Annotated in this window: 18 protein-coding genes; 10 read left to right on the forward strand and 8 right to left on the reverse strand. The window is 70.1% G+C overall.

Translation table 11 applies throughout. The annotated features are described in order from the left end of the window. Positions 1–197: 197 nt before the first annotated feature. Positions 198–848: a rhomboid family intramembrane serine protease gene (locus tag FHX82_RS09390; RefSeq protein WP_145939359.1), complete on the reverse strand. Its 651-nt coding sequence runs from the start codon at positions 846–848 to the stop codon at positions 198–200. 93 nt (positions 849–941) lie between these two features. On the opposite strand from FHX82_RS09390, the gene FHX82_RS09395 reads away from it, so the two are divergent. Continuing rightward, a complete protein-coding gene (locus tag FHX82_RS09395) occupies positions 942–2,444 on the forward strand; it encodes an alpha/beta hydrolase (RefSeq protein WP_145939358.1) in 1,503 nt (500 codons plus the stop codon). An 8-nt stretch (positions 2,445–2,452) separates the two neighbouring features. Here the strand turns inward: FHX82_RS09395 and FHX82_RS09400 are convergent, their stop codons facing one another. Continuing rightward, positions 2,453–3,487, reverse strand: a complete 1,035-nt coding sequence (locus tag FHX82_RS09400; protein ID WP_145939357.1) for an ABC transporter permease — start codon at positions 3,485–3,487, stop codon at positions 2,453–2,455. Between the two features lie 141 nt (positions 3,488–3,628). On the opposite strand from FHX82_RS09400, the gene FHX82_RS09405 reads away from it, so the two are divergent. Continuing rightward, positions 3,629–5,308 carry an SDR family oxidoreductase gene (locus tag FHX82_RS09405; protein ID WP_183176531.1) on the forward strand — a complete coding sequence of 560 codons (1,680 nt, stop codon included), beginning with the start codon at positions 3,629–3,631 and terminating at the stop codon, positions 5,306–5,308. On the opposite strand, the gene FHX82_RS09410 is transcribed toward FHX82_RS09405, so the two are convergent. Continuing rightward, positions 5,301–5,765, reverse strand: a complete 465-nt coding sequence (locus FHX82_RS09410; RefSeq protein ID WP_145938274.1) for a MarR family winged helix-turn-helix transcriptional regulator — start codon at positions 5,763–5,765, stop codon at positions 5,301–5,303. The two genes, FHX82_RS09405 and FHX82_RS09410, sit on opposite strands and share 8 nt — an antisense overlap. Positions 5,766–5,906: 141 nt before the next feature. On the opposite strand from FHX82_RS09410, the gene FHX82_RS09415 reads away from it, so the two are divergent. Continuing rightward, on the forward strand, positions 5,907–6,737 hold the full coding sequence (locus FHX82_RS09415; RefSeq protein WP_145938275.1) for a phosphoribosylaminoimidazolesuccinocarboxamide synthase: 831 nt from the start codon (positions 5,907–5,909) through the stop codon (positions 6,735–6,737). A 57-nt stretch (positions 6,738–6,794) separates the two neighbouring features. On the opposite strand, the gene FHX82_RS09420 is transcribed toward FHX82_RS09415, so the two are convergent. Continuing rightward, positions 6,795–10,079 carry a choice-of-anchor D domain-containing protein gene (locus FHX82_RS09420; RefSeq protein WP_183176532.1) on the reverse strand — a complete coding sequence of 1,095 codons (3,285 nt, stop codon included), beginning with the start codon at positions 10,077–10,079 and terminating at the stop codon, positions 6,795–6,797. 168 nt (positions 10,080–10,247) lie between these two features. On the opposite strand from FHX82_RS09420, the gene FHX82_RS09425 reads away from it, so the two are divergent. From FHX82_RS09425 to FHX82_RS09455, 7 genes are all read left to right on the forward strand, one after another. After that, positions 10,248–10,532, forward strand: coding sequence for a glutaredoxin family protein (locus FHX82_RS09425; protein WP_145938277.1), 285 nt, complete (start codon positions 10,248–10,250; stop codon positions 10,530–10,532). A 205-nt stretch (positions 10,533–10,737) separates the two neighbouring features. Further along, the gene (locus tag FHX82_RS09430) at positions 10,738–11,292 is read left to right on the forward strand and encodes a hypothetical protein (RefSeq protein ID WP_145938278.1); all 555 of its coding nucleotides are present in this window, start codon (positions 10,738–10,740) and stop codon (positions 11,290–11,292) included. A 133-nt stretch (positions 11,293–11,425) separates the two neighbouring features. Beyond that, positions 11,426–12,565, forward strand: coding sequence for a CaiB/BaiF CoA transferase family protein (locus FHX82_RS09435; RefSeq protein WP_145938279.1), 1,140 nt, complete (start codon positions 11,426–11,428; stop codon positions 12,563–12,565). Beyond that, the gene (locus FHX82_RS09440; RefSeq protein WP_145938280.1) at positions 12,562–13,302 is read left to right on the forward strand and encodes an acetoacetate decarboxylase; all 741 of its coding nucleotides are present in this window, start codon (positions 12,562–12,564) and stop codon (positions 13,300–13,302) included. Before FHX82_RS09435 ends, FHX82_RS09440 begins: the two co-directional genes overlap by 4 nt. Beyond that, entirely contained in the window at positions 13,299–14,153 is an 855-nt protein-coding gene (locus FHX82_RS09445) for a 3-hydroxyacyl-CoA dehydrogenase NAD-binding domain-containing protein (RefSeq protein WP_145938281.1), read from the forward strand. The genes FHX82_RS09440 and FHX82_RS09445 overlap by 4 nt, the downstream gene beginning before the upstream one ends. Continuing rightward, on the forward strand, positions 14,150–15,322 hold the full coding sequence (locus tag FHX82_RS09450) for an acyl-CoA dehydrogenase family protein (protein ID WP_145938282.1): 1,173 nt from the start codon (positions 14,150–14,152) through the stop codon (positions 15,320–15,322). The genes FHX82_RS09445 and FHX82_RS09450 overlap by 4 nt, the downstream gene beginning before the upstream one ends. 80 nt (positions 15,323–15,402) lie before the next feature. Further along, positions 15,403–18,222 carry a PQQ-dependent sugar dehydrogenase gene (locus tag FHX82_RS09455; protein ID WP_145938283.1) on the forward strand — a complete coding sequence of 940 codons (2,820 nt, stop codon included), beginning with the start codon at positions 15,403–15,405 and terminating at the stop codon, positions 18,220–18,222. Positions 18,223–18,224: 2 nt separating this feature from the next. Here the strand turns inward: FHX82_RS09455 and FHX82_RS09460 are convergent, their stop codons facing one another. The 4 genes from FHX82_RS09460 to FHX82_RS09475 all read right to left on the reverse strand — a co-directional run bounded on the left by FHX82_RS09460 (position 18,225) and on the right by FHX82_RS09475 (position 21,735). Beyond that, positions 18,225–19,034, reverse strand: a complete 810-nt coding sequence (locus FHX82_RS09460; RefSeq protein WP_145938284.1) for a MurR/RpiR family transcriptional regulator — start codon at positions 19,032–19,034, stop codon at positions 18,225–18,227. Further along, the gene (locus FHX82_RS09465) at positions 19,031–20,068 is read right to left on the reverse strand and encodes a zinc-dependent alcohol dehydrogenase family protein (protein WP_145938285.1); all 1,038 of its coding nucleotides are present in this window, start codon (positions 20,066–20,068) and stop codon (positions 19,031–19,033) included. The genes FHX82_RS09460 and FHX82_RS09465 overlap by 4 nt, the downstream gene beginning before the upstream one ends. A gap of 142 nt (positions 20,069–20,210) precedes the next feature. Then, positions 20,211–20,993, reverse strand: a complete 783-nt coding sequence (locus tag FHX82_RS09470; RefSeq protein WP_145938286.1) for an LLM class flavin-dependent oxidoreductase — start codon at positions 20,991–20,993, stop codon at positions 20,211–20,213. 67 nt (positions 20,994–21,060) lie between these two features. Beyond that, complete coding sequence (locus tag FHX82_RS09475; RefSeq protein ID WP_145938287.1) at positions 21,061–21,735, reverse strand: metal-dependent transcriptional regulator; 675 nt, start codon at positions 21,733–21,735, stop codon at positions 21,061–21,063. Between the last annotated feature and the right edge of the window lie 35 nt (positions 21,736–21,770).

A 21,770-nucleotide genomic window follows, 5' to 3' on the forward strand; every position in this document is an offset into this window, starting at 1 on the left:
CGGCTTAGTCCGGAACAGGCATCTCAAGGCTGGGCGGCTCCGGCCTGAGCTTGATCCAGGCTGGGCAGGGCAGGTCGGGGCTGAACCGCCCCGAGCTGAGCCGGACCGCGCCGGACTGATTTGGTCCGGGGCGGGTCGGTCGGGGCTGGGCCACCTCGGGCGGCCACTCAGCACCGGGCCGCCGCACCCCACTCCCGTCACGGCTGGTCCAGCAGAGTCGTCGGCTGCTCGGTCACCGGCAGTGCTTTCGAGCGGCGTTCGCGGAACAGCCAGCCGCCGAGGACGCCTGCTGCGAAGCCGAACAGGTGGGCCTGCCAGCCGATGCCTTCGCCCGCCGGGATGAGCAGGGAGAACTGGTAGGCGAAGCACAGTGCCATCACCAGGCCGATCACGACGTCGATCAGCCTGCGGTCGAACACGCCCCGCACGATGATGTAGCCGAAATAGCCGAACACGACCCCGCTGGCGCCCGCGCCGACCGTGCCCGCGCCGGCGGTGAACCACGCGCCCAGCCCGCTGACCACCACGATCAGCGCGCTCACCCCGAGGAACTTCTTCACCCCGCGGTACGCCGCGAGGAAACCGAAGATGAACAGCGGCCCGGAGTTGCCCTCGATGTGCGCCCAGCTGAAATGGAGGAAAGGAGCACTGAAGATCTCGGGCAGCGAGCCGACCTCGCGCGCCCGGATGCCGTAGTCGAAACTCAGCTCGTAGCCGAACGCCGCGTTCACGATCTGCACCAGCCACAGCACGGCCAGGATCGCGACCATGACCCACAGTGCCTTGCGGGCCTCGGCGAGCAGGGCTTCGGCCTCCTCGCCGCGCGGCAGGGACGGGCGGTCGGGCATCGCGGCCTCCGTTTTCGTTTGCGCACAAGGGTAACGGACATTTCCTACTTCCGGCGGGTCCCGGCCGCCGGAACGGGCGCTAGTGTGCGTCGCGTGAAGCGTCTCGTCGCACTGGCGGTGTCCGCACTGACCGCGGCTTCGATCGTGACGGCGGCCCCGGCCGCGGTGGCGGCGACGGAGCCGATCACGTGGGGTCCCTGCACGGACCCGACCCTCGTCGCGGCCGGCGGCGAATGCGGCTACCTGTCGGTACCGCTCGACTACGACCACCCGGACGGCGCGAAGATCCAGCTCGCCGTGGGCCGGATCAAGCACAAGGTGCCCGACTCGCAGTACCAGGGCGTCATGCTCACCAACCCCGGTGGCCCTGGTGGTTCCGGGCTGTACTTGGCCGCCCGCGGCTCGAAGCTGCCGAACCACGCCGGCGACGCCTACGACTGGATCGGCTTCGACCCGCGCGGCGTCGGCTCCAGCAAGCCCGCGCTGTCCTGCGACCCGAACTACATGGACTACAACCGGCCGAACTACCTGCCGGTCACCCGGCAGCTGGAGCAGACCTGGCTCCAGCGCTCGAAGTCCTACGCCGACGCGTGCGCGCAGAAGAACGACCTCGCGCTCCTGCAGCACATGAAGACCGTCGACACGGTCAGGGACATGGACTCGATCCGGGCCGCGCTCGGTGTGCAGCAGGCGAGCTTCTACGGCTACTCCTACGGCACGTACCTCGGCCAGGTGTACGGCACGCTGTTCCCGAACCGGATCCGGCGGATGGTGCTCGACAGCACCGTCGACCCGCGATACGTCTTCTACCAGGCGAACCTGAACCAGGACATCGGCTTCGACCGCAACATCCACATCTGGTTCGACTGGGTCGCGAAGTACGACTCCGTGTACCACCTGGGCACCACGGGCGCGGCGGTCGAGCGCGTGTTCGACGAGCAGCTGGCCAAGCTGTCGTTCCAGCCCGCGGGCGGCGTGATCGGCCCGGACGAGTGGATCGACGTGTTCCAGCAGGCGTCGTATTACCAGCTGCGCTGGCCGACGCTCGGTGACGCGTTCGCGAAGTTCGTCAACCAGGGCGACTGGCAGACGATGAAGACGCTGTTCGAGACCTACGGCGGCCGCGGCGACGACAACGGGTACGCCGTGTACCTCGCGGTGCAGTGCACGGACGTGCAGTGGCCGACGAGCTGGAACCAGTGGCGCGCCGACAACTGGCGCACGTTCACGAAGGCGCCGTACTTCACCTGGCAGAACGCCTGGTACAACGCGCCGTGCCTGTACTGGCCGGCGAAGGCGGGCAAGCCGGTGAACGTGGACGGCCGGGGCGTGCCGAGCGTGCTGATGATCGACGAGACCCTCGACGCGCCGACGCCGTACGAGGGCAGCATCGAGGTGCGCAAGCGGTTCCCCGGCGCGGTGCTGATCGCCGAGCCGGGCGGCACGAGCCACGCGATCACGCCCCGCGGCAACGCCTGCGTCGACGACAAGATCGCGGACTACCTGCTGACCGGCGACCTGCCCGCACGGAAACCGGGCAACCGCGCCGACGCCCTCTGCGACCCGCTACCCCAGCCGGTCCCGGCCACCTCCTGACCGCGACCTCACAACTCGTGCTTCGCGTGGCGGCCCTCGGGCTCCGGTGGCTGCCGCGCGATCCGCTGGAGGCGCAGGGCCGACGCCACGAACGTCACCAGCAACCCCGCGACGCCCCAGACCACGATCACCAGCAGGGGCCGCTGGGTCGCGTGCCCGTCGAAGTAGACGAAGTTGCGCAGCGCCTCGGTGCCGGCGCCGTTCGGCAGGGCGCCCCCGATCGCGCGCCAGAACGTCGGCAGCAGCTCGGCCTGGTAGGCGCCGCCCGCGCTCGGGTTGCCCAGGATCACGAAGATCAGCACCGTGAGGCCGACGCCGAGCACCCCGAGCAGCACCTGGAAGGCCATCGTCACCGTCGCGGCGGCGAACGTGAGCAGCGCGCCGATCCACCACAGCGCGAAGAAGTGCCCGGTGAGCGCGTGCAGCCACTGGTCGAGAACGAGCGCGCCGCCCAGACCGGACACGACGGCGTACGGGACCATCGCCCCGAGCCTGATCACCGTGCGGCGCAGCGTCGCGGGCCGGGCACCGCGGGCGATACCCAGCGCGGCGGCCGCGAGATAACCGCCGACGAGCCAGCCCACCACCGCGTAGAACCCGGTCAGGGCACGCGCGTCACCCGCCTCGGGGGCGACGAGGTCCACCGTGCGCACGCTGCGTCCCTGCGAAGCCTCGACCTGCGTGAGTACCTGTTCGACCGCGGTGGCGAGCGCGGGCCCGCCCGCCGACGCGACGAGCAGGGTGTCGGTGGTGCTACCCGCGTCGAACACCAGCCCGGCGGTCAGCTCGCGGTCGAGGATGCGCTGCCGTGCGGCCCTCTCGCTCGTGACCGTCCGCGCGTCGAGCGGCGCGCCGGGCAACCCGTTCAGGCTGTCGACCGTCGCATGTGGACCGACGACGCCGAGCGTCACCCGGCTGGGCGTCGGGCTGTGGAAAGCGCCCACATAGGACAGTATGAAACCGAGCTGCAGCAAGAGAACCCCGATCACCAGCAGAACCGTGCGGGGCGGGATGGCGTCACTCAGCCGTTCCTCCGTGCTCATCCGCGAACCCTAAGAGCGCACCGGGGCAACCGCTATTCGACGGCGCCCCCGTCCCACGGAAGCGTGGCGCACACCGGAGCCACCCCTTGACTGTTACTCGCGGTCACAGATAAGTTCGGTCGGCCTCGAGGAGGAGGGGACATGCGGACAGTGATCTCCGGCGGCGTCCGGCTGGCTGTGTTCGAAGAAGGGCCCCGGGACGCGCCGACCGTGGTGCTGGTGCACGGCTACCCCGACACGCACGCGGTGTGGGACGACGTCGCCGCGGCGCTCGCCAGCCGCTTCCACGTCGTGCGGTACGACGTGCGCGGCGCGGGCCGGTCCGACGTTCCGCGTGGCACCGCCGCGTACCGGCTGGAGCACCTGAAGAACGACCTCTTCGCCGTCCTCGACGCGGTCAGCCCGGACGCGCCCGTGCACCTCGTCGCGCACGACTGGGGTTCGCTCCAGTCCTGGGAAGCCGTCACCGAGCCCGGCGCGCACACACGCATCGCGTCGTACACCTCGATCTCCGGCCCCTGCCTCGACCACGTCGCGCACTGGATGCGCCGCCCCCTGACCCCGCGGCGCCTCAAGCAGGTCGTCACGCAGCAGCTGCACTCCTGGTACATCCTCGCGTTCCACGTCCCCGTGCTCCCCGAGCTGCTGTGGCGCACCGTCGTCGCGAAGCGCTGGCCGCACCTGCTCCGCCGCGTGGAGAACGTCCCGCCCCGCCCCGGCCACCCCGCGCCCACCTTGCCGTCGGACGCGGTGCACGGCCTCGCGCTCTACCGCGCCAACTTCCGCGAGCGCATGAGCCGCCCGCGTCGCCGTACGACGCAAGTGCCCGTGCAGGTCGTCATGCCGGTGCACGACCACTACGTGAGCCCCGCGCTGGCCGAGGGCCTGGAGCGCTGGACCGACAAGCTGTGGCGCCGCCGCCTCTACGCCGGGCACTGGTCCGCGCTGCTCCGCGACGGGGCGCAGGTCGCGCGCATGGTCACCGAGCTGGTCGACCACGTCGGCGGCGCGCCCGAGTCCCGCGGGCTCGCCAAGGCGCGTGGCGTGGACAGGCCGCTGGTCGTGGTCACCGGTGCCGGCAGCGGCATCGGTCGCGCGACCGCGCGGGCGTTCGCCGCGACCGGGGCCGAGGTCGTCGTGTGCGACCTCGACGAGGAGAAGGCGCGGGAAACCGGCGGGCACGCCTACCGGGTCGACGTCTCCGACGAAGCCGCGATGCGGAAGTTCGCCGAGGACGTGGTGGCGCGCCACGGCGTGCCGGACGTCGTGGTGAACAACGCCGGTATCGGACATTCCGGCACCTTCCTCGCCACAACCACCGAGGAGTGGCGGCGGGTGCTGGACGTCAACCTGTGGGGCGTCATCCACGGCTGCCGGATCTTCGGCGAGCTGATGGCCGAACGCGGCGAGGGCGGGCACATCGTGAACGTGGCGTCCGCGGCCGGTTACCTGCCGTCGAAGTCGCTCGCCGCCTACTCGACGAGCAAGGCCGCCGTGCTGATGCTGTCGGACGTGCTGCGCGCCGAGGTCGGCGCACGGGGCATCGGCGTCTCGGCGATCTGCCCGGGGTTCGTGACCACGAACATCACGCGCACCACCACGTTCTCCGGGCTGACCGCCGAGGAGCAGGAACGCAAGCGCGCGGACGCGACCCGCGCCTACCGGCGGCGGAACTTCGCCCCCGAGAAGGTGGCGGCCGAGATCGTGCGCGCGGTGGCCACTGGCAAGCCGAAGGTGCCCGTCACACCCGAGGCGAAGGCCGGGCTGGTCCTCGCCCGCCTGTCTCCAGCGGCGCTGCGCGCGGCCGGGAGGCTCATGTAGCGCCGGGGCCGCACAGCGCGCGGAACACCTTGTCGCTCAACCGGCCCAGTTCGAGGAACTCGTCCTCGGTGAGCGCCTCGCCGATGGCGCGCTGCACCGCGTCGCCGTAGCCGGGCTGCACGCGTTCGAGGAACTCCGCGCCCTCCGCGGTCAGCACCGCGTACAGCCCGCGGCGGTCGACCGGGTGTTGTTCGCGCCGCACGAAGCCGAGGCCCGCGAGCCGGGTGATCCGGTAGTTCAGCCTGCTGCCCGGCGAGAACAGCACCGACGCCAGCTCACCCATGCGTAGCCGGCCGCCTGCGTTCCGCAACCGCGACAGGATTTCGTACTCCGCGTGCGAGATGCCCGCGGCGTCGTGCAGATGCCGTTCCACCACCCGCTCGACGAGTGTGTGGGCCCCCAGGAAGCTCACCCACGCCTGCCGCCGCCTGCCGGTGAGCCACGAACCGTCCGCCATGCCGCGAAAGAATATCCCCTTTTCGTGCTTCCCTCACGGTTCGTTTTCCGGTGCACCCGACGTCCACAATGGACGATTACCGGCTGCCGGAGCACGGCACCTAGGATGGGCGGGACCAGGCAGAACGACGAGGACGGGGACATGGAGCACATTCACGCGGGCAAGGTGCGGGACCTCTACCGCGACGGCGAGGACATCCTGCTCGTCGCGTCCGACCGGATCTCGGTCTACGACGTGACGCTGCCCACCCCGATCCCCGGCAAGGGCGCGCTGCTCACGCAGCTGTCGAACTGGTGGTTCGAGCACTTCCGCGACGTCGTGCCCAACCACGTGCGGTCGGTCACCGACGTGCCCGCCGAGTTCGCGGGCCGCGCCATCCGCTGCCGCCCGCTGAAGATGGTGCAGGTCGAGTGCATCGCGCGCGGCTACCTCGCCGGGATGGGCCTGCGCGAGTACCAGAAGTACGGCACGGTGTCCGGGGTCGCGCTGCCGCCCGGGCTCGAAGAGGGCAGCAAGCTGCCCGAGCCGATCTTCACGCCGACCACCAAGGCCAGCGAGGGGCACGACGAGTTCATCACGTTCGACGACGTCGTGAACCAGGAGGGCCGCGCGACCGCCGAGCGGCTGCGCGAGCTGACGCTGGAGATCTACCGCCGCGGCGCCGAGCACGCGGCGAACCAGGGCATCCTCGTCGCCGACACGAAGCTCGAGTTCGGCTGGGACTCCGACGGCGTCCTCACCCTCGGCGACGAGGTGCTGACGTCTGATTCCTCCCGGTTCTGGCCCGCGGACGAGTGGGAGCCGGGCCGGCCGCAGTACGCGTTCGACAAGCAGTTCGTCCGCGACTGGGCGGCGGGCACCGGCTGGGACAAGACGCCACCCGGCCCGGAGGTCCCGGCGGACATCGTCGAGGCCACCCGTCGCCGCTACGCCGAGGCCTACGAGCGCATCACCGGCAACACCTGGCAGTAGACAGAAAACCGCCGCCACTGTCCATTCCGGACAGTGGCGGCGGTTTTTGCGGTCGACTCAGCGGTAGGTCACCTGGATCGAACCGTTCGAGAACAGGAACGTGATCGAGCCGTGCTGGAAGTCGTTCCGGCGGCCGCCGGTGACGGCGTACTCGTCGCTGGTCGGGTAGCCCAGCGCGCTGCGCTCCCAGCCCATCGACGACCACTGCTGCCGGATCGCCCCGTAGATGGCGTGCGCGCCCGTCGACGGCGTCCAGTACACCGAGCCCTGCTTGCTGAAGTGGTTGTACTTCCCCACTCCGTCGGGCGTGGTCGACTCGTCCGTCGTCGGGTAGCCGAGCGGGCCGGCTTCCCAGCCCGTGGCCGCCCACCGGTCGCGGATGGCACCCTGGATCGACCACGCGCCGTTGCCCGGTGACCAGTAGATCGACGCGCCGTCCGCCCGCGAGAAGTGGTTGTACTTCCCGACGCCGTCGGGCGTGGTCAGCTCGTCCGTGGTCGGGTAGCCCTGCGGCCCCAGCTCCCAGCCCATCGCCGCCCACTTCGAGCGGATCGCGCCCTGGATGTAGTGCGCGCCGCTGTTCGGCGACCAGTAGATCGAGGCGCCGTCGAACCGCGAGAAGTGGTTGTAGCGGCCGATGCCGTCGGGCGTGGTCAGCTCGTCGGTCGTCGGGTAGCCGAGCGAGCCGCCGGGACCGCCCGTCGCCTTGTACTTGGTGAGGATGTCGCCGTGCACCGCGTGGGCGCCCGTCGCCGCGGACCAGTAGATCGAGCCGCCGCGGAAGTCCTGCGCCTTGCCGCCGCCGGCGGTGTCGTACTCGCCCGACACCGGGTCGCTCAGGTACGAGCCACGGGCGCCGCCGAGCTGGTTGTAGTAGTCGGTGATCGGGTCGGTGTTGCCCTGCAGCGTCACGTACTGGGCCGAGCCGCCGTCGTCGGCGGTGACCTCGTAGGTCGCGGTCGCGGGATAGGCGTCGGTGGGCGTGAAGCTCACCTTCACCTGGACCGAGTCACCTGGCGAGATCGGCAGGTTCTCCGCGAGCTGGTCCTTGCTGGCGACCGAGAAGACCCCTGCGGGCGCCTTGGCCTTGTAGATCTTCATCCCGACCGTGCCGGTGTTCTCCACGCTGAACGACAGGGTCGCCGTCTGCCCGACCGGAACGGTGTGGAAGTCGAGCACCGAGGGATCCAGCGTCAGCTGCGCCTGACCGGTGAGCGCGGTCCCGCTGATGGGCACCGTCACGGAACCCTGGTCGCCGGTCACCACCAGCTGCGCGGGGTTCGGCTTTCCGGTGTCGCTACCGACGGTGGGCTCGTAGTGCACCGTGATCGTCGTCGAGGCGCCCGCGCCGAGCACGGTCCCCGTCGCCGGGGCGTTGACGATGCTGTACGGGGCGTCGGGCAGCGTCAGACCGGTGATCGTCTCGGCCGTCGTGCCGGTGTTGAGGATGTTGACGCCCAGCTCCTTGGCCGCGCCGGTGCGCACCGGGCCGAAGTCGAGCGACGACGGTGTCGAGCCCAACCCGGGTTGCGTGCCCTGGCCGTGCAGGTCCATCGCCGTGGTGCCCGCGCTCGTGGTGAACGTCAGGCTGCCCGTGGCCCCGCCCCACGTCGTGGGCGTGTAGCTGATCGGCACGCTCAGCGTCTGGCCCTTCGTCAGCGTGACCGGGGTGGTCAGCGACGTGGCGAAGGGCGCCTCGGCGCTGGCGCTGTTGACGGTCAGGTTGCTGTTCGCGGTGACCGTGACGGTGGCGTTCCCGGTGGTCCCGACGGCCGTCGACCCGAAGTCGTACGGCTTGGTCGCCAGGGGCGCCGTGGTGGGACGGCCGAAGCCGAGGATCTTGCCGTCGCGGGTGCCGACGTACACGCGGCCGTTGTCGGTGGCGGGCACCGAGAACTTCACCGCGGTGCCGATCGGCGCCGAGTACCGCATCTTGAGCACACCGCCGACGGGCACCGGGTCGTACGCGCGCAGCTGCGCGTTCTCCCCGCCGGGGCCGGTGCTGTAGACGACCCACACGAGCGCGGAGCCCGAGGTGGTGCCGGTGGAGGTGACGACGGGCGAGCCCGAGGTGTAGCCGAAGTTGTCGCTGGTCGTGCCGACGGAGGTCAGCGACGGGCCGGACGAGGAGTACTTCAGCGCCCGCAGGGGCCCGTTGCTGCCGACGACGTAGACGTAACCCCCGTCGCCGCCCCAGAACCCGGGCCTGCCCCAGACACCCTGGAACGGGCCGGTCATGCCGACCACGGCGTCGTCGCCGTTCGCGCCCTGCGCCGAGCCGCCGAGGTGGTCGGCGTCGAGCAGGTAGATGCGGCCGTCCTTGCCGACCTGCACCACCAGGTGCGGGTGCGCGCTGGTGCCGAAGTTCGCGGGCAGCGCCATCGGGCCGCCCGAGCCGAGGTCGGCGTCGTCCTGGTTGAGCTTCGTGCTGTCGTGGGGGCTGAAGAAGCTCTGCGCGGTCAGCGAACCGTCGGAGTTCACGGCCAGCCGCACGACGGACTCGCCGAGCGTGGCTGGCGGGGTGTCGCCGGGGCCCGCGGGCGGGGCGATGCCGTTGCCGGTCGCGACGATGATGCGGCCGGAGCCGTCGGACACCAGGCCGGAGCCCGCCTGCCAGATCCCGCCCTCGTCGGAGACGCCGGCCTCGGTGGCCCACATAGTGGTCTGGACGCCGGTCGAGGCGTTGACGCCGACGACGTAGCCGACGTACGGCGTGTAGTCGCAGTGGCTCGCGAACCCGGCGTAGACGACGCCGTCGAGCAGCAGCAGGCCGGGGCGCTGCATCGCGGTCATCGGGTTGAACGGCACGTTCGGGTTGTTGGTCGGCGCGCCTTTGATCGTGGTCGGGAAGCCGCTGCGCTCGGCGCCGGTCTTGGCGTCCAGCGCGTGCAGGTACCAGTGCGGGTGCTGCGGGTCGGGCCCGTCGTTGACCTTCGAGGTCAGGTAGACGGTGCCGGTCGACGGGTCGTACACCGGCGTGGCGGTGACGCCGATGTTCGGCACGAGGTCACCGCAGCTGACGGTGGACACCGGCCACGCGGGGCCGAGGTCGAGCTTCCACTTCTGGCTGCCGGTGACGGCGTCGAGGCCGTAGACCTTGTTGTTCTCCGTCGCGGCGATCACCACGCCGTTCGCGACGACGGGCTGGGCGTAGACCTGCCCGTCCACGGTCGCGGAGAACAGCTGGCCGAAGTCGTTCGCGCTCACCTGGGAGGGGACGAGGCCCGGTTCGTTGTCGTCCCAGCCGGTGCGCAGCGTGTCGTGGGCCGCGGTCGTTTCGTCCGCCAGTGCGGCCGGTGCAAGCGCGCCACCGACGAGAATTGAAATGACGGAAAGTAACAAAATCCGGGCAGCATAACTAGTCCGGATGAACAAAGAAGCCTCCCAGCGCACCGAAGCGGTACATGATCGCGTCTCCCCGCGACTATCCATTCGCTACTTCACCCGTTCGTGTTACGGCTCAAGATCACGAAGGGGTTACGATCGACGGCGAATGGCTAACCTGGAGCCATGACCACTGCGCACGGAAGTGCTGTCGAGTTCTACTGGCGGCCCGGCTGCGGGTTCTGCATGATGCTGCGGGCCCACCTGGAGCGGGCGGGGTTGCCGCTGCACGAGGTCAACATCTGGGATGACCCCGAGGCCGCGGCGCGGGTCCGCGCGGCGGCGGACGGGAACGAGACGGTGCCCACGGTGTTCGTCGGCCCGGCCGCGATGGTCAACCCGGACATCGACCAGGTGCTCGCCGCGGTCCGCGAGCACGCGCCCGAGCTGCTGGACCGTACCAACCAGTAGGTACGCCGGGCGCGGGCGGAACTTGCTGTCGGACAAGCAACTGTGCGGCGCCGGTTGCGGATCGTCGCGAAAACCCGCACCGGAAGCCTCTTCCCGATACTTTCCGTGATTTCCCGCCCTTTTTTCGACCCCGCGCCCTCATCGGCCGCAGACCTGCGCTAGAAAGATCCCAGCGCTCTCTCCCTTCGTTCGAAAGGCATGTCCGGTGAACGACGAAGTGTCGGTGGCCGAGCTCCTCGAACGAGAGGGCTGGGGCGAGCCGCCCAGCAAGCCGAACGGCCGGATGCGGGTGGTCGCCGTGATGCTCGCGGTGGTGCTCGGCTGCGGCATCGCCGCCCTCCTCGTCCACTTCGGATCCCAGAGCACGCAGGCGGACGGCACGCTGTTCCAGCTGCCCCACGGCCCCACCGGCGGCCTCGCCGGCGGCGGCGTGCCCGCGGAACCGCCCAGCGGTACGGAGACCACCGCCGGGAACACCACGGTCGTCGTCACCAACGTGTCCGAGGTGCAGGGCACCGGCTCGGACGGGATTCCCTGGCACCACTGGACGCCGATCACCGAGGGTGCCAGCGTCGTCACCACCACGGACCAGCCGCAGCCCGGTCAGTCCCAGCAGGACCCGGGAGCGCCCTCGCTGACCACCACGCCCACCACCACGTCGCCGGCCGGTGGCCCGTCGAGCAGCGCGCCGCACTCGACCACCAGCACACCGCCGAAGACCTCGCAGTCGTGCATTCTCGGCGTCCTGATCTGCTGGTGATTTCGAACAACATCACGAATTCGGTGTGACCGCTGCGGTCACACCATTGTTGTCCCATCGATCATTCCGTTCCCCCGCCTTTCGGCCTAGCTTCGTAGGTGAAGCGAGAAACGAAAGTGCGAGGAGGCACGAAATGAGCGGCCCCTTGGCCGGAATCCGGGTCATCGATCTGTCGACCGTGGTGATGGGCCCCTACGCCGCGCAGATACTGGGCGACCTCGGCGCGGACGTGGTGAAGATCGAGTCGCCGGGTGACACCGTGCGCGTCGGCACCTACCAGCGCACACCCGGCATGACCCCGCTGTCGCTCGCCGTGAACCGCAACAAGCGCAGCGTGGCGCTCAACCTGAAGGACGACGAGCAGCGCGCGCAGGCCCTCCGGCTGATCGACAGCGCCGACGCCCTGATCACCAACATGCGCCCCGGCGCGCTGGCCCGCCTCGGGCTGACCTACGAGCACGTCGCCGAGCGCAACCCGAAGCTGGTGTACGCGCACGCCCAGGGCTTCCGCAGCGACTCCCCACAGGCCGGCAACGCCGCCTACGACGAGACCATCCAGGCGTCCTCCGGGCTGGTCGACCTCACCAACCGGGCCATCGGCAAGCCCGTCTACCTGCCGACCATCCTCGGCGACAAGGTCTCCGCGCTCACCATCGTCTACTCGGTGCTCGCCGCGCTGCTGCACCAGCGGAAGACCGGCGAGGGGCAGTACGTCGAGGTCCCGATGACCGACACGATGATCGCGTTCAACCTGGTCGAGCACCTCGCCGGGCACACGTTCGAGCCGCCCACCGGGCGCACCGGCTTCGCGCTGTCGATGAGCGAGGGCCACCAGGCGGTGCCCACCAAGGACGGGCTGGCCTGCGTGATCCCGTACAACCCGCAGAACTTCCGCGACTTCTTCACCGCCGCGGGCCGGCCGGACCTGGCCGAGGACCCGCGCGTGAACGGCGACCACATCGACTCCGCCGACGCCGGCGGCCTGCACGAGCTGATCGAGGAGTGCTCGCCGACGCTGACCACCGACGAGTGGGCCGAGGTCTGCGCCAAGCACAGCATCCCGTTCGCGCCGGTGCTGGAGCTGGACTGCGCGGAAGACGACCCGTACGTGGCGGCTGGTGGCCTGATCCAGCGGGTAGCTCACCCCACCGAGGGCCCGATCAAGACCGTCGGCATCCCGGTGCGCTTCTCCGCGACCCCGGCGTCGATCCGGCGGCTGCCCTCGCTGCCCGGTCAGGACACCGAAGAAGTGCTGAAGGAGCTGGACGCATGAAAGCCGAAGACGTCCGACGCCGGCTGTCGACGCCGCTGACCGGACCGGCCTTCCCGCCGATGAGCCCCCGGTTCACCGACCGCGAGTACCTCAACATCGTGTACCGCACGGATCCGGAGGCGTTGCGGGCGGCGGTGCCGGAGCCGCTGGAGGTCGGCGAACCGCTGGTGCGCTTCGAGGTCATGCGCATGGGTGATGTGACCGGCTACGGCCCGTACACCGAGGCCGGGCAGGCGATCCAGGTGAGCTTCGAGGGCGAGCGGGGCGAGTACCTGCACGCGATGTACCTCGACAACTTCGCCGCCACCGCCTCGGGCCGCGAGGTCAGCGCCTATCCGAAGACCATCGGCTCGCCGCGGCTGTTCGTCGAGCACGGCGCGCTGGTCGGCACGCTGGACTACGGCAGCCAGCGGGTCGCCACCGCGACCATGGGCTACCGGCACCAGCCGCTGGACCTTGCCGAGGCCAAGGCGCAGATCACCGTGCCGACGTTCATGCTCAAGATCATCCCGGGCTACTCGGGCGCGCCGCGGGTGTCCGAGCTGGTGCGCACGGAGATCACCGACATCACCGTCAAGGGCGCGTGGACCGGCCCGGCGCGGCTGCAGCTGTTCGAGCACGTGCTCGCCCCGCTCGCCGACCTGCCGGTGCTGGAGGTCGTCTCGGCCAGCCACATCCTCACCGACCTGACGCTCGCGCCGGTGACACCCGTGCACAACTACCTGGAGTCGCAATGAGAATCGCCGTCATCGGGGCCGGCACGATCGGCCTGTCCTGGACGAAGCTGTTCGCCGAGCACGGCCACGACGTGCGGGTCAGCGACCCGCGCCCCGACCTCGCCGAGGTCCTGCGTGAGTTCGACCCGGCCCGCGTGCGAGCGGCGGCCGACGTCGCGGAGGCCGTGCGGGACGCGGACGTGGTGCAGGAGAACGGGCCGGAGAACCTGGCGTTCAAGAAGGACCTGTTCGCCGCGCTGGTCGAGCAGGCGCCGTCACACGCGTTGCTGCTCAGCTCGTCGAGCGCGATCCCGTCGAGCGAGTTCGCGCCCGAGGACGGCTCGCGTGTCCTCATTGGACACCCGTTCAACCCGCCGCACGTCGTGCCGTTGGTGGAGGTCGTACCCGGCGAGCGCACGTCGGAGGACTCGATTCGGCGGGCGGTCGAGTTCTACCGCTCGCTGGGGCGCGTGCCGGTCGTGGAGCGCAAGGAGGTGCCCGGGTTCGTCGGCAACCGGCTGCAGGCCGCGTTGCAGCGCGAAGCGGTTTCCCTGGTGCAGCAAGGAGTTGTCACGCCGGACGAGCTGGACACCGTGATGGTCAACTCGCTCGGCCTGCGCTGGGCGGCCGTCGGCCCGTTCCTCGGCTCGCACCTGGGCGGCGGCCCCGGCGGCTACCGCCACCTCACCGAGCACATCGGCTCGTCGATGCACGCCATGCGGGTCGGCGAACCGGACACCAGTCCCGAGGCGACCGAGAAGGTCGTCCAGGCCGTCGAGCGGGCGTACGGCGACAAGTCCTACGCCGAGCTCGCGCGGGAGCGGGACCGCAAGCAGATCGCCATCCTTTCCGTTACGGGAGAACAGAAATGACCACCGCCGACTTCTACGGCTACGAGGACCTGCTGCCCGAGGAGGAGCGCAAGATCCTCTGCAAGGCACGGGACTTCATGACCACCGAGGTCAAGCCGCTCGTCAACGAGTACTGGGCCAAGGGCGAGTTCCCGCGCGAGCTGATCGGGAAGTTCCGCGAGCTGGGCCTCGCGGGCGTGGCGTACGAGGGCTACGGCGACCCGCTGCAGCGCGGCAGCCACCTGCTCACCGGTATGCTCGCGATGGAGTACAGCCGCATCGACCCTTCCGTGGCAACGTTCTTCGGTGTCCACAACGGACTCGCGATGTACAGCGTGTATGCCGGCGGCGACCAGGAGCAGCGTGACCGGTGGCTGCCCGCCATGGCGGCGATGGACAAGATCGGCGCGTTCGCGATGACCGAGCCGCTCGGCGGTTCCGACGTCGCGGGCGGTATGCGCACCACCGCCAAGCGCGAGGGCGACACGTGGGTGCTGAACGGCGCGAAGCGCTGGATCGGCAACGCCACCTTCGCCGACCTCATCGTGGTGTGGGCGCGCGACGTGGACGACAACAAGGTCAAGGGCTTCGTCGTCGAGAAGGGCACGCCCGGCTTCTCGCCGGTCAAGATCGAGCACAAGATCGCGTTCCGCATCGTCGAGAACGCCGAGATCACCCTCACCGACGTGCGCGTGCCGGAGGCCAACCGGCTGCGGAACATCAACGGTTTCCGCGACGTCGCCGAGATCCTGCGCGCGACCCGTGGCGGCGTGGCGTGGCAGGCGCTGGGCGTGATGATCGGCGCCTACGAGCTCGCGCTCGCGTACGCCAAGGAGCGCAAGCAGTTCGGCCGTCCCATCGCGGGGTTCCAGCTGGTGCAGGACCTGCTCGTGAAGAGCCTGGGCAACATCACCGCGTCCTGGGGCATGCTCGTGCAGCTGGCCCGGCTGCAGGACTCCGGCGTGTTCCGCGACGAGCAGTCGTCGCTGGCGAAGGCTTTCGTCACCTCGCGCATGCGCGAGGTCGTGGCCTGGTGCCGGGAGATCTTCGGCGGCAACGGGATCGTGCTCGACTACGACATCGCACGGTTCTTCGCCGACGCGGAGGCGATCTACTCGTTCGAGGGCACGCGCGAGATGAACACGTTGATCGTCGGAAAGTCAATAACCGGCGAAAGTGCCTTCGTCTGAGTCAGATCACAACATCGTAACTCCACGCAACAAAATCCCCCTTCCAGGCGAAAACGTACATACGCCTAGGAGGGGGATTTATGTTCGCTCGGTGGTGGAAACGGCTCTTACCCACGTTCGTCGTCACCCTGTTGGTCGGACTGGGCCTCGTGGCCATCCCGGCCAGTGCGGCGCCGGCGCTGCCGTCCGGTTTCGTGATTCGTGAACAGGACACCGGGCAGGCCCCCTACGACCTGACCGACTTCGCCTACCTGCCCGACGGCAGCGTGTTCACCACGGGCAAGAGCGGCAAGGTCACCTGGATCTCGCCGGCCGGCGCCACCCGGACGCTGGCGACCCTGTCGGTCCGCAGCGACGGCGACCTCGGCCTCGTCGGTCTCGCCGTCGCGCCCGACTACGCCACGACGCACGCCATCTACCTGGTGCGCGCCGTGCCGGTGACCGGCGGCACGAACTTCCGCCTCGCCCGCTGGACGGTCACCGGCTCCCCGGAACCGACCGCGCTGAGCGGCGAGCAGGTGCTGCTGGAGACGCCCGTCGACTACAACGTTCACGGCATGACCGGCATCGTCGCCGCGGCCGACGGCACGCTGTGGCTGTCCATCGGCGACAGCTCCGACTTCCATCCGGGCGTCTACGACCAACGAGCCCTGCGCGCCCTCGACGTGAACTCGCTCTACGGCAAGATCCTGCACCTGACCGCCGCCGGCGCGGGCGTCCCGTCGAACCCGTACTACCAGGCGGGCAGCCCGGACTCGGTGCGCAGCAAGGTGTTCGCGAGCGGCTTCCGCAGCCCGTTCCGGCTGGCGCTGGACCCGAGCAGCGGCCTGCCGGTGGTCGGCGACGTCGGCTGGGACACGTGGGAGGAGCTGGACATCGTCCAGCCGGGCCGCAACTACGCGTGGCCGTGCTGGGAGGGCAACCACCCGACCGGGTACGCGACCCAGTATCCCGCGCAGTGCGGCGGCATCGCCAACACCGCGCCGATCTGGGAGTACCACCACGGCGGGGGCTCCGACCAGGGCAACAGCATCACCGCCGGTTTCGTCTACACCGGCGCGAGCTACCCGGCCGAGTACAAGGGCACGTACTTCTTCGGTGACTACCAGGGCGGCAAGATCTGGACGCTCAGGTACGACAGCACCGGCAAGCTGACACAGGCACCGCAAAACCCCGCGTGGGCCACGGACATCGGCGGCCCGGTGGAGTTCGACGCCGCGCCCAACGGTGACGTCGTGTACGCCGACCTGACGTCCGGGAAGCTCAAGCGGATAACGTATCAACAGGGCAACACGGCACCCATCGCCGCGGCGACGAGCACCACCGACGCCGCCACCCGCACCGTCACGTTCGACGGCTCGGGTTCGCTGGACTACGACGGCGACCAGCTCACGTACGAGTGGAACTTCGGCGACGGCACCAGCGGCACCGGCAAGACCGTCACGCACACCTACGCGGCGGGCACCGACCGCTTCACGGCGACGCTGACCGTGCGGGACCCGCTGGGCGCGACCGGCACCACCACGCTCACGGTCGCACCCTCGAACCGCTCCCCGCAGCTGACCCTCACCGCGCCCCGGGACGACACCTTCGCGGTCGGCGAGTCGATCACGTTGTCCGCCGACGCAACGGACGCCGAGGACGGCGACCTCGTGGTGGACTGGACCAGTCGCGAGCTGCACTGCCCGGACGAGGCGACGTGCCACTCGCACCCCGGCGTCGGCGCCACCGGTGCGACCTTCACTGCGCCGTTCCCCGACCACCCCGACACGCGATACCTGATCACCGCGACGGTGACCGACAGCGCGGGCGTGGTCGCGCAGCAGACGTACACCGCCTGGCCCCGGCAGCACCGGCTCACGCTGACGTCGAACGTGCCCGCGTCGCTGCAGATCCCGTCGGAGAACAACGCGAACACCGCGCTGGTCACCGAGGGCGTCACGCTCGACGTGAACGCCGCGGCGACGGCCAGCGACGGCGCCTCCACGTTCACCGCTTGGGCCGACGGCCCGGCCGACCGCGTACGCACGCTGAAGATGCCCGCGTCGGACACCACGTTGTCGGCGGTCTACGCCACGGCCATCGAGCAGCGGTACAACTCCGACGCGGCCCTGCGGCAGACCCTCGGTGCGCCGACCGCGCCCGAGGTGTCCGACGGCGGCGTGCGGTACCGGGTGTACGAGCACGGCCGGTTGTACTGGTCCGCGCAGACCGGGGTGCACCTGGTGCACGGCGACATCCTCACCAAGTACCTCGCGCTCGGCGGGCACGCGAAGTTCGGCGCGCCCACCACCGACGAAACGTCCACTCCGGACGGTTCGGGTCGCTACAACCACTTCGTCGGCACCCCGGCCACCGGCACGGCGTCGGTGTACTGGACGCCGGGCTCGGGCGCGCACGGGATCTGGGGCGCCATCCGGGAGAAGTGGACGGCGTTGAACCGCGAGCAGGGGCCGATGGGCTACCCGACGACGGACGAGTCGACCACGCCCGACGGCGTCGGGAAGTACAACCACTTCACCAAGGCCGCGTCGATCTACTGGACTCCCGCGAACGGCGCGCACGGCGTGTGGGGCGACATCCGGAAGGTCTGGCAGGCGCTCGGCTGGGAGACCGGGCCGATGGGTTATCCGGTTACGGACGAGCTGACCACGCCGGACGGCGTCGGGCGGTACAACCACTTCGACAAGGCGGCGTCGATCTACTTCTCGCCGGCGACGGGCGCGCACGAGGTGTACGGCGCGATCCGGGCGCGGTGGTCGGCGCTGGGCTGGGAGCGGTCATACCTGGGCTACCCGCGGTCGGGCGAGTTCGGCTTCGACGGCGGGCGGCGCAACGACTTCCAGTTCGGCTACATCCAGTGGTATCCGAACGGGACGGTCGTCGACCGGCGCTGGTGACCCTAGTAGTAGAAACCGAACTGCGGCAGGTCGTCCTCCGGCGCGGAGTTCCCGCGCCGGAGGGCGACCTCCCTCGCGAGCGCCTGCGCGAGCGCGGCGAGCGCGGTCAGCGAACGGGTCCCGCCCACCCCGGTGACCTCGGCGAACAGGGCAGCGTGCGCGTACTCGACCAGCGGTGAGGCGGCGTTGTCGGTCAGCGCGACCACCGGCACGCCGCGCTCCTTCGCGTACTCCACGGCGCGCACGGTGTCGGCGGCGTAGCGGCGCACGGACACCGCGACCAGGACGCCGGTGACGCGCGGCAACTCGTCGACGAGACACGCGCCGAACTGCCGGGCACGCAGACCGCGGGCGAGCAGGGCGGCGACGGGCGCGGAGCCACGCAGGCCCAGCACGTGCACGTCGTCGGCGTCCGCGAGCAGCGCGACGGCGTGCAGCCAGGAGGCGCGGTCGAGGCGGCCGAAGGTGCGGGCGAGGTTGGTCTGTTCCTGTTCGAGGGTCGCCGACAGCAGGCCGCCCGGCGGTTCGACGGGTTCGTCGGTGCGGCGGGCGACCTGGGCCTGTTCGGCGAGCCACACGCGGCACAGCTCCATCAGGTCGGGGTAGCCGGAGAGGCCGAGCGAGTTGGCGAAGCGGGTGATGGAGGACTCGTTCACCTCGACCAGCCGCGCGGCCTCGGTGATGCCGCGGTGGGCGGTGCCCTCCGGATCGGCCAGCACCAGGTGCGCGATCCGCCGCTGCCCCGCGGCCAGCTTCGGCAACCGGCCGCGGAGTAGCTCGGTCAGTTCCTGGTAACTGCCCGGCGGGGTCACGGTCTCGGCAGCTCCACGACGGTGACCCCGGCGCGGGGTGCGACGGGCTGGTCCATTTCGGCCAGTGCGGCCGGGGCCTCGTCGAGGGAGATGCGCCTGCCCACGAGCTGTCCGAGGTCGAGACGGGACACGAGGTCGAGCATCGCCGGGTACTCGTGGGCCTGGAGGCCGTGGCTGCCGAGGATGCGCAGCTCGTCGGCGATCACGCGGTGCATGGGAATCGGCGGAACGCCCTGCCCGGGTGGCATGAGCCCGACCTGCACGTGCCGCCCGCGCTTGCGCAGGCTCGCCACGGACGCGGCGCACGTGCTGGGCAACCCGACGCAGTCCAGCGACAGGTGCGCGCCCCCGCCGGTGATCTCGCGGACCTCGTCGGCGGGGTCGGCGCTCTGCACGGTGGCCTCGGCGCCGAGCCGCTTGGCGAGCGCGAGCGCGTCGGCGGAGAGGTCCACGGCCACCACCCGCGCCCCGGCGGCGACCGCCAGCAGGACCGCGGAGATCCCCGCGCCGCCACACCCGTGCACGGCGACCCACTCACCCGCGGCGAGTTCCCCTTGCCGCAGCACCGCGCGGAAGGCCGTCCCGAAGCGACACCCGAGCGCGGCGGCGGTCACGGAGTCGAGGTGGTGCGGCAACGGCACGAGGTTCACGTCGGCGTGGTCGAGCGCGACGAACTCGGCGAACGATCCCCAGCCGGTGAAGCCGGGCTGGAACTGGTGGTCACAGATCTGCTCGTTACCGCTCGCGCACTGCGGACAGGCTCCGCACGCACAGACGAACGGCACGGTCACCCGCTCCCCGACCCGCCTGGTCCGAACCCGCTCCCCCACGGCGACGACGGTCCCGGCGAGCTCGTGCCCGGGCACGTGCGGGAGCCGAACGTCCTCGTCGTGCCCCCGCCAGGCATGCCAGTCACTACGGCAAACCCCGGTCGCCGCCACGGCCACCACCACACCATCGGGGGTGGGCTCGGGATCAGGCACCACCTCGACGGAGGGCAACGCCCCGAACTCGGAGAACACGACAGCACGCACCGGTCCACGATACGTGGCAGGGGAAGCGAAGCAACCCAACCCGACCATGCTGCCAAGGTGAGATCGGTGCCGTCGCGCGCGAGCCGTGGTCCGGTAGGGCACGGACTTGACCGGGCGCTGGGAGGCCTGGGCGTGTGCCGGGCTATTTCAGATGGGCTATCACCTTTGCGAACTGCTCCATGAAACCCGAGTTCACTGTGATGTAGCTGATTCCCAAGGTCTTTCTCCAGTGTCGCAGCCTCTCTGCGCCTTCTTCTGCTGTGCCCGGTAGGACTGTCATCGCGCCCGCTGCCACCAACTCCGCCAGTCCGACTCCCGTGAAGCGTTCCAACCAGGGGGCTGGTTCGTTTCCCACTGCCAGGAGGTTTGCGGCCAGTTCGATGTTCCGGTCGCGCAGGCTGTCCACATAGGACACTGCTTCCGCCTCCGTAGTGCGGGGCTGCCAGGCCATCGTCACTGTGTCCGCGTTCTTCGCTGCCAGTGCGAGCATCTTCGGGCCGCCTGCGGCTAACAACAAAGGCGGGTGGTCCGATTGGCCGCGGAGGAATTCCACCGTTTCCGCGAGATGCGTGAACCGGCCTTTCCAGGGGCCTCCTAGTTCTCTCACCTTGGCGGCTGCGGCCGGGCGGCCGGTGCCCAGACCCAGCTCGAAACGGCCGCCGGTGAACTGGTGCAACGACCTCGCCTGCCAGGCCAGCAAACGTCGATCGCGGAACTTCTCCACCGCCACGAAAGTGCCGACGTGCAGGCGCGTGGTGACGGCCGCCGCCGCGGGGAGGACTGTGAACGGGTCCAGCTCCAGCTGCGGGTCGGGTGAAAGCAGGGTGTCGAAACCCAGGTCTTCGGCTCGGCGGGCCAGGTTCGTCCACGTTTTCACATCAGCGCCAGTACCCACGACGCCGAAACGGAAAGGGCGCTCGGTCATGCATTGAGCATGGGCCGCCGGAAGCGGAACGACATCCGCCCGGAGGCGGCAGGTCCGGCTACGCGCCTCAGAGTACGGCGACGCTCAATGCCTGCGCGATTTCCTTGCCCAGCGCGTGCGTGGTGTCGCCGACCTTAACCACCAGCGGGCCGCCGAACGGCTGGCGTTCGACGACCTCGATGCGCTCCCCGATGCCGATCTCGTGATCGGCGAGGTACCTGAGCATGTTCGGGTCGGTGTCCCACACCCGCACGATCTGGCCCACCGCCCCGGGCTCCAGCTCGTCCAGCAACCGCGTCGGCAGCTCCTCGACGCTACCGTCGACCGCCGGGATCGGGTCGCCGTGCGGGTCGCGCACCGGGTGCCCCAGCTTCGCCGAGATGCGCTCGATCAGCCTGTCCGACACCGCGTGCTCCAGTGCGTCCGCCTCCGCGTGCACCTCGTCCCACGTGTAGCCCAGCTCCTGCACCAGGTACGTCTCGATCAACCGGTGCCGCCGCAGCACGCCCCTCGCCAGCAGCAGGCCCGCCGAGGTCAGGTCGATCCCCCGGTACGGGACGTGCTCGACGAGCCCCTGCTGCGAGAGCTTCGTGACCATGCCCGACGCCGACGACGGGCTGACCGACAGCCTGCCCGCCAGCGACGTGTTGGTGACCGCCTCGCCACGCTCCACCAGGCCGTAGATCACCCTGATGTAGTCCTCGATCGAGGACGACGAGGAGCGATTGGGACTGTCAGGCATGTCTCAACTCTACGACGTACCACCCGCTTAGTGAG

This window comes from Amycolatopsis bartoniae, from assembly GCF_014191255.1.
Classification (GTDB): Bacteria; Actinomycetota; Actinomycetes; order Mycobacteriales; family Pseudonocardiaceae; genus Amycolatopsis_E; species Amycolatopsis_E bartoniae.